Below are 22437 nucleotides of genomic sequence, written 5' to 3' on the forward strand. Positions count from 1 at the left end.
TTTTTAGCCATGATCGGGAGAGATTTTTTCACACGGTCTTTGAGGAACAAGCTGGTGGGGACCATGTTGGCCATCACCATCATACCAATTCTCGCTCTCAGTTACTTGAACTATAACTACATGGCGAAACAGATCGAGGAAGACATGGACGCCCGTCTGTCCGCCAACTCACGTCGTATCTCCCTGCAGTTTGACATGTCCATGAACGACAGAATCCTGGAAGCCGCATCCTGGGCGGCGGTCGACGTCATCCACACCGCGACGGAGATCGGCGGCGGGCAGGCCGGCGCCAACACTTTTCTCGAGAACGTCGTGAAGAGCTTCGGTACGTTCGACATGGTGAACATCCTGGATCGTTCCGGAACATGCATTGCGTCCAGCATGCCCCAGGCGATCAAGATGAATTTCAACGATCAGAAGTGGTTCAAGGACGCTATGCAGGGCAAGGAACAGGTCTCCGATCCCGGCGTCGATGCGACCATCAAGCAATTGTTTCCGGCATCCAACGGCTGGACGATGATCATCGCTGAACCCGTCATCATCCAGAATGAAGTGCGCGGCGTACTGGCGGCATACATCAAGTGGGAAACGGTCAACAACGTCTTGCAGGCCATGCCGGTTTCAAACTCCGGTTATACCTACCTGGTCGACGTGACCGACCACATGCTGCTCGCTCACGGCCAAACCCGGGAACTCATGGGCTTGAAACTGAACGATCCCAAAATCAACGTCCCCATGGTTATCGCCGCCTACCAGGCCAAACCGGTCGGCTCCATCATTTACGAATTCACCAACCCTCAGACCAAAATCACGGCCCACCGCGCGGTCGGTTTCGCGCGCTCGGAAGGATACGGACGATTCAAGAAACCCTGGGTTGTGTGTACCGGTGCTGAATACTCCGAAATCTTCAAGGCGCTGCCGGAACAAAGAAACAGAAGCTTCATCTTCGCCACGGTATTCGGTCTGTTCGTCGCCCTCGTCACCGTTTTCATGTCCGGCAGAATCACCAGGCCGATCCTGGAAGCCGCCAACACCATGGGCGCGGTGACCGCCAACCTGGATTTCACCCAGACCGTTAAAGTGAGGGGTCGCGACGAAATCGCCCGAATGGGTGAGACCTTCAACACCATGGTCGCCAAGCTGCGCGACACATTCGGCACCATCGTCCAGGGCAACCGGCAGGTGTCGTCGGCGGTGGAGCGCGTGAAGGAAATTTCCGGGCGGATCGTGACCAACGCGACGGAGCAGAGCCGCAGAGCTCAAGACGTGCTCAACCGCATTGAAACCATGGGACAGACCGCGAGCGAGGTTCAGTTGAACGCCAAGGAAAGCCAGCAATCCTACGGCGACACCGCGGTATCGATCACCCAGTTGACCACGAGTATCCAGGAAATCGCGAAGATGGCTCAGTCACAGGCGGCGCTGGTGGAAGAAGCCAGGGACATCGTCGGACTCATGGGTGAGACGGCCCAGCAGGTCGCAGGGCGCGCCAACCAGCAGCAAGCGTCCGCCGAGCAGACGGCCCTCGCCGCCCAGAGCATGACCGCGTCCATCGGTGACGTCGCCAACAAAGCCTCCCAGGCCGACCGCCAGTCGGAAGTGTCCTACCAGGCAGCCGTTGAGGGCCGCAAGGCGGTTGAGCAGGTGGTGCTCGGTATGCAGAGTATTGCTGAAAGCTCCGAGCAGATCACGGAAATCATCGAGGTTATTTCGGACATTGCCGACCAGACCAACCTGCTCGCTCTGAACGCCGCCATCGAGGCCGCGCGCGCCGGAGAACACGGACGTGGTTTCGCGGTCGTTGCCGAGGAAGTGCGCAAGCTGGCTGAACGGACGGCGGAGTCCACCAAGGAGATTTCCGGTCTGATCAAGAACTCAGGGGAACGCGTCAAGGAAGGAGCGGAGCTGGCCGGATCGAGCCAGAAGGCGCTGGCCAACATCGTTGACGCCGTCGGTCAGACCACCGGTCTCATCAAGGAAATCGACCAGGCGACTTCGGAACAAAGAAAGAACATCTTGCAGGTTGCCGAGGCAATGGAGCGGCTGAGAGGTCTCGCCAACGAAATCTCCGGCCTCACATCGGAACAGGGCAAACGCCGCGAACGCGCCGGAAACATCATGCAGGACGTGTATCAGCTGTCTCAGAACGTCTCGACTTCCACCCAGGACCAGGTGCGAAGCGCCGACCAGGTGATGCAGGACGTTATGAACGCCAACAAACGCGCCGAAAACATCACCAACATGACCACGGCGCAGAGAGAACGCAGCCAGGCGCTGCAGCAGATCATGCAGGAAATGAGCAATACCGCCTTGACCAACGCCTCGGGCGCCAAGAACTCCCAGCAGTTCTCCGACCGTCTTGCGGAAGTTATGGCGGACTTCTCCATCTTGATCGCCCAGTTCAGGATCGAACAAAGCGGTGGAGACGGAGACGGGCGTCCCAAGTTGAGAACCGTTGCGCAACCGTCCGTCCAGGCGGTTTCCGACGAGCTGAACCTCAATTCCTGATCCCTGCATGGCATTGTATGCAACGACGGTCGTCGGGCGGCAGCCCGGCGGCCGTCCCCGGGTGTACCGTGAAATCCGGAGCCTAGAACGTGAGGATTTTACGTAGAAAGAGTCACACAAATGCCAAAACGTATTCTGGTTGTAGATGATTCGAACCTGATGAGGCATTGCATCGTTCAGTGCCTCTCGGACGCCGGCCACCAGGTCGTCGGTAAAGCCCGGGACGGGAACGAAGCCGTGGCACTGTACAAGCAACTGCGTCCGGATGTGGTCACCATGGACGTCACCATGCGGGGCAAGGACGGCATCTCAGCCGCCAGGGATATCCTTGAGCTCAATCCGGAAGCATTAATCATTTTTTACACTCTACTCGATTCTCCGAATATGGAAGCTCAACTTCAAAACATCGCGATAATGAAAGTGATCAAAAAAGGGGATGAAGAGGAGCTTCTTCGTACTTTGGCAGCTTTGGATTAAAGGACTCCTGCTGCTGGGCGGTTTTCTTGTCCGGCGTATGCGGGAGTTCACTGTAATCATGAATGATATGATGGTCGACTTGACCGTGGTTGAGTTTTGTGCGGCTTGTCGCATGCAACGGTTGCCATGGAAAAGGACAAATCGACCGGAGAATGAGGCTCATATGGCAGAATCCCAAGACTTCCTGCAGGAATATGTGGAAGAGGTCAAGGAGCATCTCCAGGAATTGGAGCATTCCCTTCTCGTTCTGGAAAAGGAAGGGACCAACAAGGAAGAAATCAATCAGATATTCCGGGCGGCCCATAGCATCAAAGGTGCTTCCGCATATATGGGGCTAGAGGGACTGGCCAACCTCACTCACCGACTCGAAAGCCTGATCAGTGAAATCCAGAGCCAGTCGCGACCTGTGCCGCCCGAAGGGATAACCGTCATGCTTTCCTGCGTCGACTTCGTCGCGAACGCGGTGAGACAATTGCAGGAAACCGGCATGGAACCTGCCTTACCGGAGTCTCTGCTCGAAGACCTGCACGATGTGCTCTCCCTGAGGGAGGCGGAACCCGAGGTGCCGCCGCCTTTACCGGACGAGCCCGTTGGAGTTGTCCCGGAACCGGACGCATCGGCTGCGGTCAGTCCCATGGCAATGCGGGAAGAATTCGACCAGGTGAGGCTGGATATCGGCAGTGAGGACCTGGAGGCGGCTCTCGACGAGATGGACGGGCTCATAGAAAAACACCGGCAGTCCGGCCAATCCCTCGACGCAGAGGAAACGCTCCCATTGGAGGCAACCGAACCTGAAGGCGATTTCCACCGGGCGAGGGACTTCCCCCGGGAAGAGGCGCCTTCCGAACCCGGTTTCGACGCGGTGGAGACCTTACTGGGGGCAACCGAACCCGAAGGCGATTTCCACCGGGCGGAGGATTTCCTCCGCAAAGAGGTGTCTTCCGAACCCGGTTTCGATGAGGCTGGGGCCTGCCTGCGGGAAGAGGAACAGCCCGTATGGTCACTTGATGAGATGGAAGAAATCCAGGAGGAGGACCAGGAACTCTACAAGATATTCCTCAAAGCGTTCTCCGAAGGACTGACCGAAATCGGCGGAATCCTGGAATCGTCCACCGGAGATTCTCTGCCGGAGGCCGACGCCGATGGCGTCCGAGACATCATCCGACGGCTCATCGCCTCTTCCCAGTACATGGACTACGAGAAGCTGGCCGCCGCGCTGTCGGAATGGGAGAACAGGATGAACAGGCTCGGCAAGGCCCCTCCCGCTTACCAGAGAGCGCCCGTGCAAGAGCTGTTCGAATCTCATCGCCGGCGTTTCCGGGACATACTGCCCGGTCTGAGGCAGCTGTCGGATGGGGATTCCGGGAAGGGAATACCTGAAGATACGGGAGCGTCTCCCGAAGAAGATGAAGAGCTCTTCTCCATTTTTTCGGATTCCTTTCGCGAGGCCTTCGCGGAACTGGCGAATCGCATCACCATTTCTCCCGAATCGATCCTGTCCGAGGACGAGCTCGAGGCATCCCGCAGCATCATCAAACGGATGATCATGTCGTCCCAGTACATGGATTATCAGGACGTCGCCAACGCCCTGATCGAAATGGACGAATCCATCCTCAACACCTCGCGGCAGAGCGGTGCGCACGGGGAGTTCCTTCTCGCTCAGCTCAACGATTACGGCGCGCGGCTGCAAAAAATGATTCCCGGCCTGGATCTTCCGTTTCCGCTTCGTCCCGATGAATCGCCCCAGGCTAACCGCGAGGGGATGAGCGAGGAAGACGGCGAGCTCCTCACCATCTTTCTCGATTCATTTCGGGAGCTCTATTTCAAGCTCCACGTCCTGATCCCGGAGGCACCGGGGGAGTTCCTCTCCGCAGAGAACTTCGAGCAATGCCTCGAGCTCTTCAAACGGTTGAAATCCTCCTCACAGTATATGGACTATGAGGAGGTTTTGAATCTCGTCAATGAGGTGGAAATCAACTTTCAACACTCACACCTGTCCGGGCTGGGGGATGGCCAGACGTTGTCGGAGCTGTTGCATCGTTACGGGAAGCGGTTGGAGAATGCGCTTCCAGGGCTGGCGCAGCTTTCACCCACCGCGGAAGCGGTTCCCGAATCGGCGCCGGCCGGTGAATCCGTGACGGCCCTCGACACGGGGATCGACCAGATCGATTTGCTCATTACCCCGGACCAGGTAATGCCCGAGAACCTGTCGGCGGACGATATCGCACCCGAGGCTCCCGTACCCGACACCAAGCCTCCGGTGGTCCCGACTGTCGCCGGAAAGGAAAAAGAGCCCAAACCGGACCTGCCTGCCAGGTCCACTGAGAAAAAACAGCAGAAAGGCCGTGTTGTAACGGTCGCTGAAGAAATAGCCCCGTCTTCGACTCTGCGCGTGGATGCGCAGAAAGTGGACCAGTTGCTCAACCAGGTCGGAGAACTGGTGGTGACGAGGTCCGAATTCATCCAGTTCTCCACTTCCTTCAGGGATATGCTCCGGGAGATCGTGGCCCAGGGGAAACTGACGAAACAGGAAGTAAGAAGACTCCGTGCGTTCAGTTTCAGGCTGAACGAGTCCACCATTTCGCTGGGCCGGGTGGCCAACGACCTCCAGGACTCGGTGATGCGCATCCGGATGCTCCCGATTTCGTTTCTTTTTCAGCGCTTTCCCAGGGTCGTGCGCGATCAGTCGCTCAAGCTCGGGAAAAAAGTGGAACTGCTGGTCGAGGGCGGGGAGACGGAAATCGACAAGAGAGTTCTGGAACAGATGAATGATCCCATCGTGCAGTTCTTGCGCAACGCAATCGCTCACGGGATCGAGACCCCTGAAGAGCGCAAGCGCGCCTCCAAGCCCGAAACGGGGATGATCCGCCTCTCCGCCTTCCACCAGGGGGACTACGTGACCCTGCAGATTGAAGACGATGGGCGCGGCATCGACACCAAGAAGCTGAGGACCATCCTGGAGGAACGCAGAGAGCTCAGTACCCACGAATTGGAACGTCTCTCCGACCAGGAACTCATGTATGCCATATTCCTGCCCGGCGTCTCCACTCACGAAGGAGTGGACGAAACCGCCGGACGGGGTGTGGGGTTGGATGTGGTCAAAGAAAACGTGGAACGCATGAACGGAGCCATCGAGGTCGAGTCATACGCCGGTCTCGGGACTCGATTCACCATCAAGATCCCTCTTACCGTGGCCATCATCAGGGCCTTGCTGGTCAAGGGCGCTCAGCAGATTTTCACCATCCCTCTGAGCACCGTTTCCGAGATACTCCGGTACACCGAGGACGCAACGCACACCATCGAGGGGTTCGAAGTCATATCTTTGCGCGGCAAGACCATTCCCCTGGTCCATATCGGGAAGCTGCTCAAAATGTCGTCCGTGGTGGACGAAAACGAACACCGGTCCATCGTCATCGTGGCGACGAGCTTCCGGGAGGTGGGCCTGGTGGTGGACGGCCTGTTGGGTGAGCGTGAAGTGGTCATCAAGCCGCTGGAAGACGGCGTCCACAAATTCGATGGATTCTCGGGGGCAACGCTCCTGGGCGACGGGACGGTCTCCTTGATCCTCGATGTTTCGTCCCTGCTCAGGATCATGAAGGATGCCTTCCGGGATCCCAGAATGGTGAGGGCCGAGACCTTGCACTAAACCGGTTCGAATGGACGGCGATCCTGTCGCCCTTCATTCGAGGCGGAAAGATTTTGTCAATATGCCGCGGAGTCCAACACTCCTCGGAACCACGAGATAGGATCATGCCATTCGAGGGAGCCGGTCCCGCAGGCCCGGCCCCCGGCAGGTTCTTCGGGTGAGCGAATCCGTCGTCCGAGCAGGCGGGCCGGCTCACCCAAGGGGAGCATGGATGTCGGGCGAAGAGCGCAAGCAGGGCCCAAAGCCCACACAGCAAACTGAAACCACCCCCCAGGGGTTCACCGGTACCGTAAGCCTTGAGCTTACCGACCTCATTCAGATGCTGTGCCTCTCTCGTTCCGATTTGATCATCCGCGTGAAGTCACATAACGGTACAGGCATCATCTACGTCAAAGAAGGACAGGTCTATCACGCCCATACGGAATCACTCCAGGGCGAATCCGCTTTCTTCGAGATACTGAGATGGAAAGACGGACACTTTGAAATGATTCCTTTTCAGGAATCGGAAGTGAAATCCGTCAGCAAATCATGGGAGCACCTTCTCATCGAGGCCATGCGGCAGCGCGATGAGCTGCCCGGGGCCGGAGGAGGTTCCGCGGGTTTCCCGGACGGCCCGGGAGGTGCGACCCGCCAGGAAGACGACGATCTGGAATTTCGCATCGACAACATGTTCGATGAGCTCGAACAGGTTGCGAAGCAGGTGATGGAGGAGGAAGAGCGGGGAACGTCAACGAAAGCCCGGAGAGCGGCAGGAGACCCCGGAACGGCTCGGCCGCCGAAGGTCCTTATCGTCGACGACTCGCCTTTTTTTTCCAGGCAATTGAAGAAACTTCTCGAGGAGGAAGGGAGCATCGAGGTGGTGGGAACGGCGAAAAACGGCCGGGAATGCGTGGATTTTCTGGCGACGGAACCCGCTGTCGACCTCATCACCCTCGATGTCGAAATGCCCGTAATGCCCGGCGACACGGCGCTCAAGCACATCATGATCCGGCATCCCATACCGGTGCTTATTCTGAGCGCGTTTGAGGCGGGCTCGTTGAACAAGGTGTTTGAGTTTCTGCAATTGGGAGCGGTGGACTTTGCTGCCAAGCCCCGTGTCAAGGAAGACCTGGCAGCGTATTCCAAAAAGCTCCGGGAACTGGTCAAGGGCACGGCGCGCGCCCACGTTTCTCATTTCAGGCGTTGGAGAAGACGACAGGGGCCGGCCGTGCAGACGGAAGCGGGCATGCCCTCAGACAGGCTATTGATTGTTCTGGGGGCCGAGGGGGCTTATATGGACTGGTTTCGGCTTCCTTTGTCCAGGCTCGCCCGGAATGGGACGATCATCGGTCTGCAGAAGATATCCGACGCTTTGCTGGCCGAATTCTGCAAACTGATCGACCGGGAAACCGGATCGGAGACTGTGCCCATCGTGGATTCAATGAATATCTCCGGGGGACGTTTCTATCTCGGCAATGCCTGCCGAAAGGCCGGTCTGGAGTACTTGCCGGAATCCATGTCTCTGAAAGTGCAATTGGATCATCCGGGGGATGTCGACTGGCAGGAAGGAGTACTCTGCTGGTTGGATCAATTGGCCGTTCAGGCATCCGGCCGGATGAGCGTGTATTTTCTGTCCGCCGCTCAGACACTGCCGCGGCAGGCGATCGAGAGGCTCCTGGAAAAGGGCCTCCGGTTGATATTGCCTCCTCGGGATACGGCTATCTGCACTGAAATGTTGGACGCGATTCAGTCCATTTCAAGTCATTTTCCGGAACAAGTCCTGTGGGCGACACAGGAGAATCTAATGGAGGTTTGGTAAAAATGAACGTATTTTCCGATCATACGCGCACTTCGCCTGTCAGGACTCTCGTCGTGGACGACGCTCCCCTGATGCGCAAGGTCATCCAGGAGATATTGGCCAAGAATCGGGACATCGAAGTCGTGGGCACGGCGGTCCACGGCCAGGATTGCCTGGATAAGATCCCGCAGCTCAAACCCGAAGTCGTGACGCTCGACATCGATATGCCGGTCATGAACGGTATCACGGCCGTCAAGAACATCATGGTCCGGCACCAAATTCCGATCGTGATTATCAGTTCCCTGGTCCAGGACGGCTATTTTGCTTTCGAAGCGTTGCGGCTCGGGGTCATGGATTTTCTTCCCAAACCGTCCAAGGTCGTGAACACTGACTGGGCCAGCGAGGAGGAACTGGTCCGGATGCGCGTGCGCGCCGCCGCGGGAATGCAAGTGCATCGCATGCGAAGAGTGCGCAGGCACAAGAAATCCCCGGTCATCACCGATCACCGTCAAACGGCTCCTTCCTCGATCGTCGCCATGGGCACGACATTGGCCGGTCCGAACACGATCATGCACATAGTGACCCAGTTGAATCCCGAGTTCAGCGGGGCAGTGGTGGCCCTGCAGGAGATTCACCCGCGGATATTGGTCCCTTTTTGTTCTTATTTCAATGAGATCAGCCCGCTCGAAGTGGTTCCGGTAACCGATTCGGTCCCGCTCTGCCAGGGGAGGGTGTATCTCGGTTCCACCTTTCTGGGCCTGCGGATCGGCACATCCATCGAAAACCCCGACGAGCTCATGGTCTATGTGCCGCCGAACCCCGAGTTCCCCATCGATCAGCTCTTCGAGAGCGCGGCGTTTCAGTACAAGCACGGTGCCTGTGCAGTGCTGCTGACCGGAGTGGGCGTCGACGGCACGGAAGGCATGCGCGCAATCAAGGAGCAAGGTGGTCTGACGATAGCTCAGGACCACGAATGCTGCGTTTATCCGAATCTTGTGGAGAATGCCCTCCAGCACAACGTGGTCGACGCGCTCATGACCAACAAAGGCATTGCCGGGCGCCTCGAATCGTGGCTTCAGGACAAGTTCTGAACCTTGTCTCGCCGTGTAATGGAACAATCCTCGAGAGCCGATAACTATTGAGGCGCTCAGACCCTGATTTAGGTGTTGCAAATATGTGGGGAATGAAGCAGGTTAGTGCTGACCACGGTGAATCGACACCGGATGTCAGGCCCTTGACGCGCTCCGGATAGCGAGTTCGGTTGTCAAGCGGCGGATGGAATCTATTGTGTGGCTTCGTGAGAAGAGATACCTGAGCCCTCTGATGCATTGGCATCCTCACAGTATCTCAGTGCCGGCGCGGTGTTTTCGACTAGGGGGCAGACCATGAACCTTGTTCTTTCCGGGGAGTCCATTTCCAAGATCGAGGAGATCCTGGACAAGGAGCTTCTGAAAAACGGCGTCAAACACGCTTTCATTGTCGATGCTTCGGGAAACTTGATCACGGAACAGGGGGAGCTGGGAATAGAGGATCTTTTGCCCCTCGCCGCTTTGGCCGCAGCAAATTTCGGAGCCACCGAAAGGATGGCGAACATCATCGGTGAAAGGGATTTTACCCTATTGTTTCATAAGGGAAGAGAGTGTAATATCCATTTCTGCCGCATGAACCTGGACTTCATCCTTGTCACCATTTTCAACAATGATGTACCGGTGGGTTTGATCCGGCTCGGATCGAGCAGAGCGACCGAAAAAATGCTGCCCATGCTGACAGCCTAGAGGGAAACCCATGGCCTTCATCGACATGAAGCGAAAAGAGATCCAGTCAAAGCTCGTCTATTATGGTCCCGGCCGTGGCGGAAAGACAACCAACGTTTTGCATCTCTTCCGGACCATGTCCAAGCAGGTCTGCGGAAAGATGGTCACCATCGACACGCGTGGAGACAGGACTCTCTTCTTCGATTTCCTGCCGCTCTCTGTGGGCAAAATCATGGACCTGACCATTCGCATTCAGGTTTATACCGTGCCGGGACAGATCGTATACAGCGACACGCGCAAGCTCGTGCTCCGCGGCGTCGACGGCGTGGTTTTCGTGGCCGACGCGCTGAAGATTCAACAACAGCAGAACATCGAAAGCATCCGCGACCTCGCCGAGAACCTGAAGGGCGAGAAGCTTGACATACATTCTCTCCCCCTGGTGCTGCAATACAACAAGTTCGACTTGGCCGGAACGAGCATTCCCACCCTCTCCGTCGAGGAACTCGAATACGATCTGAACCGGGACCTGGGCGTGCCCTACTTCAAAGCCAGCGCCATCAAGGGAGTCGGTGTCTACGAGACGTTGAGGGAAGTCAGTAAAAGGATGATCAGAAACATCACGCAGAAGTTGCGTGAGGGACAGTACTGACAGCCGCCTCAGCCGTTACGTTTCATCGCATTCCCCTTCCCCCGCACGATTGTTTCCCGAGCCGGTCTTCAACCGAGCGATGCAGCCTCCCGCAAGAGGGGCGGCGCGCCTCTTGCGAAAACCTCACGCCCGCGCGTCGTGCCGGCCTGCGTTCAAGACCGTGACATTGGGCGGGAGGGCATAAAGCCCTCCCCTTGTAGGTTGGCTATGACGACAGGGGAAAGGGTATTGGGACCGTGGGCTGCGCTGCCGTGCATCCCACCCTGCACGACTCATACGAAGTTGCGCGCAAGATGGATCTTTTAAGCACAAAAGAGCGGGGGAATGATTCCCCCCGCACCCCCCAAGTTTCGGCCACACGCGCAAGCGCGTGAGGCCGAGCGCTCGGCGCTGTCGGCGACTGGCCGAAGGCCGCAGCAGCAGCGCCACACGGAGCCGCGAAGCGGCGAGGGGGGGGATACGTCCCCCACTCTTTTACAGTATCATTTTGAACGCACCTCGGCATTAGAAGGTGACCACTTTATATTCGGGGCTCGTCATCATCTTGACCAGAACCTGCGCACCGGAGATCTGCGCCCCTTTGATCAGTTCATCCGGTGAAATCAAGCGCTTGTCCGCACACGCCTTACAGACGTGAATGGGGCTCTTGTGCGCCACAAGTGAATCCAGCAGTTCCTTCATGCTTTCCCCGGTCGAGGACCGTATGCCTTCCGCCATCCCCAGTTGGGCCCAGTGAATGGCATCGTCGATCAGAAACACTTCGACGGGATTCCCTTGCTCCGCCGCAATGGAGGCAAACTGGAACGCGCGCGTGGCTCCGCCGGACTTCTCGAATCCCTTGCTGATGATGAAGAGCATCTTCTGCATGTTCGTTCCTTCCTATTCTGAAACAGGCGGTTGCCGGCAGGCGCCGAACCGCCGTCTCCGTGTCGTGCCGGCGCGCAGCCGGCCTTCTTCCCCGGTGGCAATCAATGCGATCCTCTACATCGAATGCAGGCGGACAAGAGTCCTGCAAACGAAGGAATTCCGCACCACCCGTCCCATAACATCCCGATAATACGAACGGAGCCAGGTCACCAGCGTGCAATCTGAATCACTCCCGCGGCTGCCTGTCCCGAGGCCGCCCGATCCCATTTCCTATGTTAATGCAGGAATCGGGTGATGCAATCCGCCCTCCCACGGACCAGAGACTACAATTCCATCACGGCGCCTGGTTCCGGAACGATCGCTTCGAGATCTTGCGCTTTTTGCACCAAATTCAGAATGGCCGGCCATTTCGTTTTTCTTTCATCCCTTTGAAAATGCACGAGTGCCAGCCGCCGGACACCGGCCTGCCGGGCAAACCCGATGCACTCCGACACCGTCCCGTGCCCCGGCGTGGGCTGGTCCAGGCGGAACGCTTCGTGAACCACCAAGGCGCAGCCTCTCGCCAGCTCCAGGGTGTCCACGGACGGCAGGCCGTCTCCGCTGTAAAATATCGCCTCGCTTCCGTCGTCTACCCGCACGCTCAAGTTGCGCTGTCCATGGCCCGATTCCGCAAAATTCCAGTCGAGTCCGGCAGCGTGCATCGTTTCGCCCGGAATTGCGGTATGAAACTCCAACGGATAGGTCAGCTTCGGCAGGAAATTTGGATAGGCGAGGTCCATGGAGCTCCGGATGAGCTGTTCGATGCCGGGCTGTCCGATGACAACAAGCGGCTTGGTGCGCCTCGTTTCCCAGAATCTTAGCAGCAAGGCGGGCGTCCCGAAAAAATGATCGCCGTGGAAATGAGAAACCCACAGCGCATCCAGATCGTCGGGGTTTTCGGTTTGAAGCCAGTATCGGGGCGGAACGGTAAAACCGCAATCCAGCATCACGGAGCACCGCCGTCCCCCCGTTCCGGTCTCGATCCAGAGCGACGTGTTCGGCAATATTGCGTCACAGGCTTCCCCCACCCCGAGAAAGGTTATCTTCATCGCGTCTTCCCTCCCGTTTCGTATCAGTTGGATACGTTCCTTTTTTCGGGGTTCCCGGGCAGTGTCCCCCACCGGCTTTTCCGCGAGAGCGCCGGGACGCAAAAGTGCCTGTCCCGGCGCAAGAACGCCTTCAGCCTTGACCCGGTGGGCATCAGGCCCAGCCAACACAGCCGGCAAGAACGCCCGGTTTGTCCTCCGGGCCGTCGCCGGAAAAAGAACGCGCCACCCGATGGCACAGCCTTGCCGCTCATCGTTGCGGACCGCAGTCGCCGCGATCAACGCACAGGCCAATAGAGGTCCTGCCGCCGGCAAATTGCGGTTGGAGCTCTCTTGCTGCACGGGCCTTTCCATTCCCTCGTTCGATCTTTCGTACCAGGAACGCCCAGGTGATCCATCCCAGCACCGCCATGGCAAGCATGAACAGCGAGTAAGAAATCCGCCAGTCCATTCCCTTCATCATCGCGCTGAATTCAGACATCCCGCCGATACTGGCGATGAGATTCAGCGGCAGGAAGACCACGTTGATCAGCGTCAGGTTTTTCAGCAGCACGTTCATGTTGTTGTTGACGACATTCCCCCGGGCGTCCATCAGGCCGGACAAAATCGATGAGTAGATCTCCGTTTGTTTGCGGCACTGGTCGTGTTCGATAATGATGTCGTCCATCGTCTCCTGTTCTTCCTCGGAGAAGCCGATCCGGTTCGCATTGGCTCGAAGCCTCTTCAGCACGACCGCATTCGATTCAAGCGCACTCAGATAGTAAATAAGGCTTTCACTCAGACCGAACATCTGGAGCAGATACCGGTTTTCCATGGAAAGGCTTAGCTTCCTTTCCAATTCGCCCGTCAGTTGCTTGATCACTTTGAGATGATCTAAGTAATGCCGGGTTGTGTGCAGCAAGAATCGAAGGAGCATATTGTTAAGAGAGGTCACATCACGGAATTCTTTCCCGGCAGTAAACAAAGGTGCATCTTCGTTAACGATCACGGTCATTCGGTCCGGTTGAAGAAATACCCCCACCGATGACACTTCAAACTTCAACATCTCCTCAAACGAGGCTCGGTTCGGGCGTTTCCAGATGATAAAAATACCTTCCGGGTTGAATTCCACGCGCGAAATCTCGTCCGGATCGAGAGCCGATTCCAAGTCATGCGCATCGAACTGCAGTATCTTGAGCAGCTCCTCTTTCTCCGCTACGCCCGGTGCGGCATAGACCAGGATATTGGCCGCAGCCGAATCGCTCTGAACAAGCCCCCCCTGGCAAATCTCAAATTGATTCTTCATTTTTTCTTACCTCCCGCTCGGATAAGACATGCGCAACCGTCCAAACAGAATAAACCTCGCTCGTGGAACGGTTACCAAGTTCAAAACCTGGGAGGGAAAAGGGATGGGCTCTGCTGGATTATTTCCGGGAAGAAGCCGGAACGCCCCGTACCCTCCGCTTTCACCACTGATGGGTTGTGGAAGAAGCGGTCGGGTGAGGCGATAAGAAAGGAACAACTCGGATTATCGTATCACGGACGCGACTTCCACGTGCCAGTGCGTGAATCGCCCCTACTGGGAGGCTGGTCTTCGGTGTCTTTCTCTTTCATGGTCCTTGTCTCCAAAAAGGTTACCTGATTGGCCGGAGAGAAGGAGAAAATAACAAAAGCCCTTTCCCTCAGCCTTCGAGCAGAGAAAGGGCTAAACCGCTTCAGGTTGAAGCCTGTCGAAAAGGCGTCAAACCAAACCCGATTCCCCCACTCGTTCAAGCTTCAGCACCGTGCACCGTAAGAGACGCTTATCGCCTCAGCCGCCTTAGGCAAACCCTTAATCCGGGAGTGCCTGTTCTACCCTGTTGCGCCGTATCTTTGGATACTTCTGGGCAGCGGCCTGTGTGTCACACGGGAGCCTCACCTACCTGAGGATCGATTTTCAATTCTTTCATCAGAGCACCCGGCAAGGCACTCTCATCAGCCGGTTACGTAAACCCATAATGCGCCCGTGTCAATCGAAAATCCACCGAAAATCGGCGGAATTACCGCCCATAAAGAAAGTCGTTGGCGGTTGAGCCCGGGCGAGTGACATCGGGGACAAGGGCGCCACAACATCGGGCGACAAGCACCGGCCTGCAGCCGCCGGCTCCGGGCGTCTCCCGGGACTGGAGCCCCTCCGGAGCGCCAGGACCGATCCCGCAGGAATTGCGCTTGCGCATCATGATGAGAATGTTGTAGAATTTCAAATGGTTCAAGGGTTCGACAAGACTTTCCAGGGGAGAACCCGACTGAGAGACGCGCCTCGGCATCTTCACCCGATCGATCGGACTCGTCGTTCAGGATCGATGCCTGCCGTCTTTCGATGCCCTTGGGGCCGTTTGTTGTCTTCCACGCCACGGCATGAATGGAGAAACAGATGCCCATCTCTATCGGGCGGAGACAATTCCTTTCGACAATGAGTTCCCTGCTCGCCCTGGTCGGACTGCCCTTCACGGGACCTCCGGGCGCAAGGGCAGCCGATGTACCACTGCTTCAGATTCTTCGCGACAGGTATCCGAGAGTGTTTGCCTTCCGTCAGGCGGAAGTGCTCGCGAACCTCAGAGATTACTCGAGTTGGGACACTGCGTTACGCCCCCTGGCGGGCGTCGTCGGCAAGCTGATCCCCGAGGAACGAACGGATACCGTTACGGAGAGAAATATCAGGTATTTTAGACAGTTCAAGAAGCGTTACCCCCACAAGGTCACACTGCTCCACCTGAACGGCCGCTCCCGGCTTCCCACCTTCGAGACGGAGGGCTGGTACGCGGGCTGGTGGCTTTACCAGGCCGGGACTCTGATGGTCGAATCGTTGACCAGGTCTGCCACTCGCATTTCCGTTTCCGATATCGGACGGTTTGAGCTGGAAGCCGACGGATTCGGGAACCTGTGGGAAGACCTTATCATAACCGCACGAAAACCCAATGGAAAACCCAATTTTGCCATCGTCGAGCACATTCGCCTCGTACGCATCAACACTGCCGCCTCCGCGCTCATTGTCAGGCGGGGCCAGTACGGATCGATTGCCCGGGCGTGGCCGGCCGGCAGCTACGTTGCGGCGCACGCCACGGAAGGTCCTTACTTTCCCGGGGGACAAAAGCTCTGGTGTTATAACCTCTCGACACTATCGCCACGGGATTCCGCGGGACGCCATGTCATCGACGCAATGATCGACGGGCTGCAGCCACGTTTTGCATCCGGCGGGAGTCTCGACTTCCTGGATGGCATGGAGTTGGACGTGTTCAGCCTCGGCGGCAGACGGACCGCCAAAATCGATGCCGACGGGGACGGGGTTGTGGACGGAGGGATTAGGAACGGCACGGATACGTATGTGCTCGGCCAAGTCGAGCTTACCGCCCGGTTGCGAACCATGCTGGGTCCGAACCGGTTCCTGCTGACGGACGGGGGACTGGGCCAGCGTGCGAACACCGCGGATGTGAACGGCGTCGAGCTCGAAGGGGTTCCAACGACGGCCGATTTCGACATCTACAAGTGGTCGCAGGCACTGTCGATTTTGAGGTTCTTCCAAAACCACGGACGCTCTCCTGTTCTTTCCTACGGCATGTACAAGTTCACTCCCCCGTTCGATCCCCCGACCAGGTTTTCAGCTTTCAGGCTGGCCATGGCCGCGGCTCTTTTCTCGGACTCCGCATTCACCTTTTACGACGAACCGGTCCCGGGGAGCACTCTGGGATTGAAGCCGGGTCCCGATGCCGGTAATTTCCCGGACGTTTTCACCATCTGGGATGAAGCGCGGGGGGGCAGCCTCGATACCTACGGATGGCTCGGACGGCCCTTGCGTCCCGCCATCCATCTGGCGGAAAAGCAGCCCGATCTTTATGAAGGGGCCGGAGTCTCGATAACCGACGATTTCATTGCCGGTGTCAAAGGGGCGGCTGTGATCCAGCGGGTTTCCACCTCGACCGGCGCTCACCTCTGCCTGCAGGCCAAGACCGCCGACCTGGAGGTCGAGTTGCCTCCCGTGTCCGTTCCCGGGCCTGACCTGGTGCTTGTGTTCGATGCATATGCCGAACCCCTCGGAGAATTTCCCGTAACCCTGCCGCGCATCGTGACGGTGACCGTCAAGATGTCGAACGGCTCCAAGCTCCCCATCCTCAAGGTGCCGGTCGACAGGAGCTGGAATCACCTTGTCCTCTCGTTTCGCCCCTTGCCCTCGGGTTCCTCGACGTTCTGCATTTCCGCCGAAGGCACGGAACGCCTCAGGCTTCGCCGGATAAAGGCTGTGGCGTTCCCCGACCTCATGTACCGGGAGTTCGAGGGCGGCGCGGTTTTCGCAAACCCTTCCGACGCGCCTGCAACTTTCGACTTGGGCGCGCTGTGTCCGACCGGGAGTTTCAGACGGCTGTCCGGCAGCCCCGATCAGGATCCCGCGACAAACGACGGGAACCCTCTCGGTTCGACGTTGACGCTCCCCGCACTCGACGCACTCGTGACCGTCCGTTCTTGAAGCCGACCGGGCGCTCCCGCGTCCGACATCCCGCATGCATTCTCCTCTCCCCCGGAAACCGGCCCGGCATGAGTCGGGCACGATGGTGCTCGACATCCGCGAACATTTCATTCGAGGCGGCGGCCAGGGACGAGTCGGAGAATATTCCGGGAGGTCGTTCCCGTGGTTGCGCCGGGGGTGAAGCGCCTCGCGGTCCATGCTGGAGACATGCGCGGGGAGTGCCTTGAACGCATTGCGCATCCCGTTTGTTGTGCGGTAGGGGTGGAAATGCGGCGCTTTCGGGTGTAGTTTCATATGACGTTGTCGAGTGCATGTGCAGGCCGCCGCGGGAGCCGGCCGGGGAACGTCCTGCAGCGAACGGGGCCATGGCCGCGGCAGGCGTCGAAATGCGCGGTCGGGGAAGCAGAGCACCGGCAGTTTTGTCCCGGCGCAAAACCGTCGGCAAGGCCCCCGAACGCATGACATCGGCAGGCTCCGAAAGGAAATGAAATGAGGCAACCACCCCTGACGCTTCACATCGAGACGCGGACCGGGACAACCCCTGGCCGCCCTTCCCGATTCAGGAGGATTGAATGACGGTCCACAACGGCTTCGAACTGTTGAAACAGCAGTACGTCCCCGAGATAAGCACGGAGATCAAGGTGTTGCGGCATGTCGGCACAGGCGCGCAGGTCCTGTCGCTGATCAACGACGACGAGAACAAGGTCTTCGGGATTTCATTTCGCACGCCGCCCGAAGACTCAACCGGCGTGGCCCATATCCTGGAACATTCCGTTCTTTGCGGGTCGCGCAAGTTTCCCGTGAAGGAGCCCTTCGTCGAGTTGCTCAAAGGGTCTTTGAAGACTTTTCTCAATGCATTCACCTATCCCGACAAGACCTGCTACCCCGTGGCAAGCCAGAATGACAAGGACTTCTACAACCTCATCGACGTCTACCTGGATGCGGTCTTCCATCCGCTGATCACGCCCTATATCTTCCAGCAGGAGGGCTGGCATTACGAGCTCGAGTCCGAGGACTCCTCGCTTTCTTACAAGGGAGTGGTCTTCAATGAAATGAAAGGGGCCTATTCTTCGCCGGATAACCTTCTTGCGGAATACTCACAGCAGTCGCTCTTTCCGGAAAGCACCTACGGGTTGGATTCTGGCGGGAATCCGGAGAAGATACCCGATTTGACCTACGAGCGATTCAAGGCATTTCATGAAAGACACTATCACCCTTCCAACGCCTATATATACTTTTACGGCAATGACGATCCGGAGAAGCGTCTGCGCTTTTTGAGGACCTACCTGGACGATTTTTCGGCCGTCCCGGCGGATTCATCCGTGGGACTGCAGCCGTTTTTCGACGCGCCCCGGCGCATCCGTCGCGGCTTTGCATCCGGAACCGAGGCGGGTCATGGCCGGGGAGCCAAACCGCGCGGCATGATGACGCTCAACTGGCTGCTTCCGGAAACCTCGAATGCGACCTTGAATCTTTCCCTGCAGGTCTTGCGGCACATCCTGATCGGCATGCCGGGTTCGCCGCTGCGCAAGGCACTGATCGACTCGGGACTCGGCGACGACCTGGCCGGAACGGGACTCGAGAACGAGCTCCGGCAGGCATACTTCTCCACCGGGCTGAAGGGCATCGACACCGACCAGGCCGATCATGTCGAAAAGCTCATTCTGGACACCCTCGCAGGACTAGCGGGGGACGGGATCGCGCCTGAATTCGTCGAAGCGGCTCTGAATACCGTCGAGTTCCGGCTGCGCGAAAACAACGCAGGAGGTTACCCACGCGGCCTGGTCCTCATGCTCCGGGCGCTTTCCACCTGGCTCTACGATGGTGACCCGGCGGCGCTGCTCGCATTCGAGGCCCCGCTGGAGGCCGTCAAGTCTTCGGCCGCCGCAGGGAAGCGGTATTTTGAAGGAATGATCGAGCGGCATTTTTTGCAGAATCCGCACCGCACCACCCTGATCCTGAAACCCGACCCAACCCGGGCGGATGCGGAGGAAGCCCGGGAACGCGAACGTCTTGCCGCAGTCCGTTCCACCATGAGCGCGGAGCAACTGCGGGCCGTCGTCGAAAACACTCGCGAGTTGCGACGCAGACAGGAAGCGCCGGATTCGCCCGAAGCCCTTGCCGCCATTCCCACCCTGAAACGGGAGGACCTGGAAAGAACCAACAAGAAGATCCCCATGGAAGAAACGTTCCCGGAAGGCTCGAGGCTGCTCTTTCACGATATCCATACCAACGGCATCTTCTATCTTGACATGGCATTCGACATCCACTCTCTGCCGCAGCACGCCCTGCCTTTCGCTCCGCTGTTCGGCCGGGCGCTCGTCGAAATCGGTACCGAAACGGAGGATTTCGTGTCTCTGTCCACGAGAATCAGCCGTCGGACCGGCGGTATCCGACCGGATGTGTTCACGTCGGCGGTGAGAAGCAGCCCGCACGGCGCTGCACGGCTCATTCTTCGCGGCAAGAGCACGGTCCCGCGGGCCGGCGAGCTTTTCTCCATATTGCGGGACGTTTTGCTCACGGTCAAACTCGACGATCGGGAACGGTTCCGGCAGATGGTGCTCGAAGAAAAGGCACGACAAGAGCAAAGGCTCATTCCCGGCGGGCATCAGATGGTGAATCTGCGCCTGCGCGCCCACTTCGGCGAAGCGGACTGGGCGGCCGAACAGACCTCCGGGATCAGTTACCTCACGTTCCTGCGCAAGCTGGTCTCCGACATCGACGAAAACTGGTCCGGCATTCTTGCAACGCTCGAAGATCTCCGCCACGTTCTGATCAACCGGACCGGCATGATCTTCAACGTGACCGCGGATCGGTCCGACTGGAGCCGGGTCCGCGGCGATTTCGAACAATTCGTCCGGGAACTTCCGGCTCGGCCTCCCGGCAGGTGCGACTGGCATCCGAAGCACAACCCCGAGCTTGAAGGCTTGCTCATCCCCTCGCAGGTCAACTATGTAGGCAAGGGACTCGACCTCTACCGGCTGGGATACCGTTTCCACGGATCGGTCCAGGTGATCACCGCCTACCTGAGAAATTCCTGGTTGTGGGAGCAGGTTCGCGTGCAGGGAGGAGCCTACGGGGCAATGTGCCTGTTCGATCGGATTTCGGGGATACTCACCTTTGTGTCCTATCGTGACCCCAATCTCGATCGAACCCTGGAAGCCTTTGACCGCGCCGCGGATTTCCTGCGGACCGTCAATTTGAGCGAGGACGAGCTCACCAAGGCGATCGTCGGCGCCATCGGCACCTTGGATACCTATCTGCTTCCGGACGCCCGGGGATACGTCTCCATGCTGCGGACCATTACCGGCGACATGGAAGAAGATCGCCAGAGAATGCGGGACGAAATCCTCGCGACCACCACCCGGGATTTCAGAGATTTCGCCGAAGTCCTGGATGCCGTCAGACATCATGCGATCGTCAAGGTGCTCGGGTCAAAAGCCGCTGTCGATGACTCTCCCATCGGCAGAAGCGGGAAGATCGAGCTCGTGACGGTCCTGTAGGCGATGGAACGGATTCTCCTCGTGCCGGCCTTGCCGGGGAATTGTGTTGCCATGAATCTCCGGGGAACTCGTTCCGGTAGACCTTGAGCCTCCCTGATGGTGGAGGCGGCGGCGCCTGGTCCCGCAACACCCTGAACCGGGCGGACCACTGCCTTATGTCCCCTGTGCGGGAAGCACGCAACGACGCGAAGGAATGCCTCGGATCAAGTGGTTTTCTCGGAAAAGCGGAGGGAGTGAGGGGGGGATGGTTGCCAAACACATGGCCGCACGATCGTGTCTCGTTATCTGACGATAAGCCCCCTCGGTGCTCCCGCACAGAGGACGGCCCCCGCGGACCATGATTTTTCCCGCAGCCGGATCGCCTTCGCAAGACATGGAAGGAGTAGACCTGTGATCTCATCCATGTCGGTCCGCACAGGACCGGGTCCGGATATCTCCCCTTGCCCGGAACCGCGGCGTGGGTGTTCGCTTCGAAAGCGCCGGAGGCCGCGGCCCGGGAAAGGATGAAGTGTCTCACATTGAAATCGGATCCACCTTGACGTCAAACCACATCGAACCGTTCGCGCCCGTGCTGTCCAGCGATTCCGGACCCGACCTGTTGTACTCGGAGATGATTCTGTACACGCTGCCCTCGGAGAGACCGGTATGTTTGGCGATTTCGGAAACCGGACGCGGATCGATGATGGCATTGTAAATGACCAGCCACTTCTGCATCTTCATGAAGCCCGCGGTCATTTGCATTTTCATCCTGATCTGCTCCGCGGACAGGTGGTCCTTGATTCTCGAAGTCTCAACCATTTTCCCCTCCTTGCCGGACCCCTTTCGTCCGGTCACAAACGGCGCGAGAATACTCCCGTAATCCCCGGTACCATCTCACCTTCAACACCGGCAGCTAAACCGGCATATTATCGCTATTCATGGGTCCCTTTTACTCTACAAAAGTGCTGGAGATAAATACGGTGATCACTGTAAATAAATAGTTTTAGAAGGTATTTCGGTTGGGACGAACACTGTATGCAAATCCATGAAGCATGGGGGATAACAACGAACGGGATTTCGAAAGTGCGGCCGGACCGCCTCGTTCAACTCGTTATCCTCATGCCGTCTGCGGTCTCGGGCTTGCCGGAGAGGATCGTATCCACCAGACCGGTGATATCCTGGCTGGTGTTGTAAACTTTACTGAAAAAGTAATCGGCGCCGCACTGCCTTGCGGCCTCACGGTACTCGGGCAGATCATAACTGGAAAGAACGATAATGACCAGACCGGCATGCCCGGCCCGAATGCTTCGGGTGAGCTCCAACCCGTTCATTCCCGGGAGCTGTATATCCATGAAGACGATTTCCGGACTGAACGCATTCAGCTTCCGAAGAGCTTCTCCCCCCTCTTCGGCTTCCTCGATACTCATGAACGGAAACCGCGCCAATAGCGTCTCCCGCAACGACTGGCGGAAATTCGAGTTGTCTTCGACGATCAAAGCATGGCACATGACGCTTTCTCCGTGCGCCGACACGTCGGGAAAGGTCCGTGTCGTAGATTCCTGATGGCCATGAAAAACGTTCGATGGTAGTCCCGGCCATTTTCCCGAATCGACTGTATGGGGTAAATGGGTTGGACACAGTATCTGTATCCGCGCAATACAGTATTTTACCGCGGTGGGGCGGGAGGTCCCGTAGGAGGCCCATGTCAAAAA

At 57.9% G+C, this 22437-nt stretch carries 14 protein-coding genes and 1 riboswitch; of the genes, 9 read left to right on the forward strand and 5 right to left on the reverse strand.

Features of this window, described 5'->3' with window-relative positions; translation table 11 throughout:
* Window positions 1-9: 9 nt before the first annotated feature.
* From SFUM_RS08530 to SFUM_RS08560, 7 genes are all read left to right on the forward strand, one after another.
* Complete coding sequence (locus SFUM_RS08530) at window positions 10-2508, forward strand: methyl-accepting chemotaxis protein (protein ID WP_011698505.1); 2499 nt, start codon at window positions 10-12, stop codon at window positions 2506-2508.
* 120 nt (window positions 2509-2628) lie between these two features.
* Window positions 2629-2985 carry a response regulator gene (locus SFUM_RS08535; protein ID WP_011698506.1) on the forward strand — a complete coding sequence of 119 codons (357 nt, stop codon included), beginning with the start codon at window positions 2629-2631 and terminating at the stop codon, window positions 2983-2985.
* Window positions 2986-3148: 163 nt separating this feature from the next.
* Window positions 3149-6631: a chemotaxis protein CheA gene (locus SFUM_RS21645; RefSeq protein ID WP_049766329.1), complete on the forward strand. Its 3483-nt coding sequence runs from the start codon at window positions 3149-3151 to the stop codon at window positions 6629-6631.
* A 211-nt stretch (window positions 6632-6842) separates the two neighbouring features.
* Complete coding sequence (locus tag SFUM_RS21650) at window positions 6843-8429, forward strand: response regulator (RefSeq protein WP_011698508.1); 1587 nt, start codon at window positions 6843-6845, stop codon at window positions 8427-8429.
* A gap of 2 nt (window positions 8430-8431) precedes the next feature.
* Entirely contained in the window at window positions 8432-9499 is a 1068-nt protein-coding gene (locus SFUM_RS21655; RefSeq protein WP_011698509.1) for a chemotaxis protein CheB, read from the forward strand.
* 294 nt (window positions 9500-9793) lie between these two features.
* Window positions 9794-10183, forward strand: coding sequence for a roadblock/LC7 domain-containing protein (locus SFUM_RS08555; protein WP_011698510.1), 390 nt, complete (start codon window positions 9794-9796; stop codon window positions 10181-10183).
* A 10-nt stretch (window positions 10184-10193) separates the two neighbouring features.
* Window positions 10194-10811: a GTP-binding protein gene (locus tag SFUM_RS08560; RefSeq protein WP_011698511.1), complete on the forward strand. Its 618-nt coding sequence runs from the start codon at window positions 10194-10196 to the stop codon at window positions 10809-10811.
* 504 nt (window positions 10812-11315) lie between these two features.
* Here SFUM_RS08560 and SFUM_RS08565 read toward each other — a convergent pair.
* From SFUM_RS08565 to SFUM_RS08575, 3 genes are all read right to left on the reverse strand, one after another.
* Window positions 11316-11678, reverse strand: a complete 363-nt coding sequence (locus SFUM_RS08565; protein WP_011698512.1) for a DsrE family protein — start codon at window positions 11676-11678, stop codon at window positions 11316-11318.
* A gap of 323 nt (window positions 11679-12001) precedes the next feature.
* Entirely contained in the window at window positions 12002-12766 is a 765-nt protein-coding gene (locus SFUM_RS08570) for an MBL fold metallo-hydrolase (protein ID WP_011698513.1), read from the reverse strand.
* Window positions 12767-13013: 247 nt separating this feature from the next.
* Window positions 13014-14048: a magnesium transporter CorA family protein gene (locus SFUM_RS08575; RefSeq protein WP_011698514.1), complete on the reverse strand. Its 1035-nt coding sequence runs from the start codon at window positions 14046-14048 to the stop codon at window positions 13014-13016.
* A 448-nt stretch (window positions 14049-14496) separates the two neighbouring features.
* Window positions 14497-14675, reverse strand: a riboswitch (M-box (ykoK) riboswitch).
* Between the two features lie 480 nt (window positions 14676-15155).
* Here SFUM_RS08575 and SFUM_RS08585 point away from each other — a divergent pair.
* Both SFUM_RS08585 and SFUM_RS08590 read left to right on the forward strand, forming a co-directional pair.
* The gene (locus SFUM_RS08585) at window positions 15156-17243 is read left to right on the forward strand and encodes a hypothetical protein (RefSeq protein ID WP_011698516.1); all 2088 of its coding nucleotides are present in this window, start codon (window positions 15156-15158) and stop codon (window positions 17241-17243) included.
* Window positions 17244-17815: 572 nt separating this feature from the next.
* Entirely contained in the window at window positions 17816-20746 is a 2931-nt protein-coding gene (locus SFUM_RS08590) for an insulinase family protein (RefSeq protein WP_011698518.1), read from the forward strand.
* A gap of 513 nt (window positions 20747-21259) precedes the next feature.
* On the opposite strand, the gene SFUM_RS08595 is transcribed toward SFUM_RS08590, so the two are convergent.
* On the reverse strand, window positions 21260-21544 hold the full coding sequence (locus tag SFUM_RS08595) for a helix-turn-helix domain-containing protein (RefSeq protein ID WP_011698519.1): 285 nt from the start codon (window positions 21542-21544) through the stop codon (window positions 21260-21262).
* 284 nt (window positions 21545-21828) lie between these two features.
* Entirely contained in the window at window positions 21829-22233 is a 405-nt protein-coding gene (locus SFUM_RS08600) for a response regulator transcription factor (protein ID WP_011698520.1), read from the reverse strand.
* Window positions 22234-22437 lie beyond the last annotated feature (204 nt).

The sequence above is a fragment of the Syntrophobacter fumaroxidans MPOB genome (assembly GCF_000014965.1).
Taxonomy (GTDB): domain Bacteria; phylum Desulfobacterota; class Syntrophobacteria; order Syntrophobacterales; family Syntrophobacteraceae; genus Syntrophobacter; species Syntrophobacter fumaroxidans.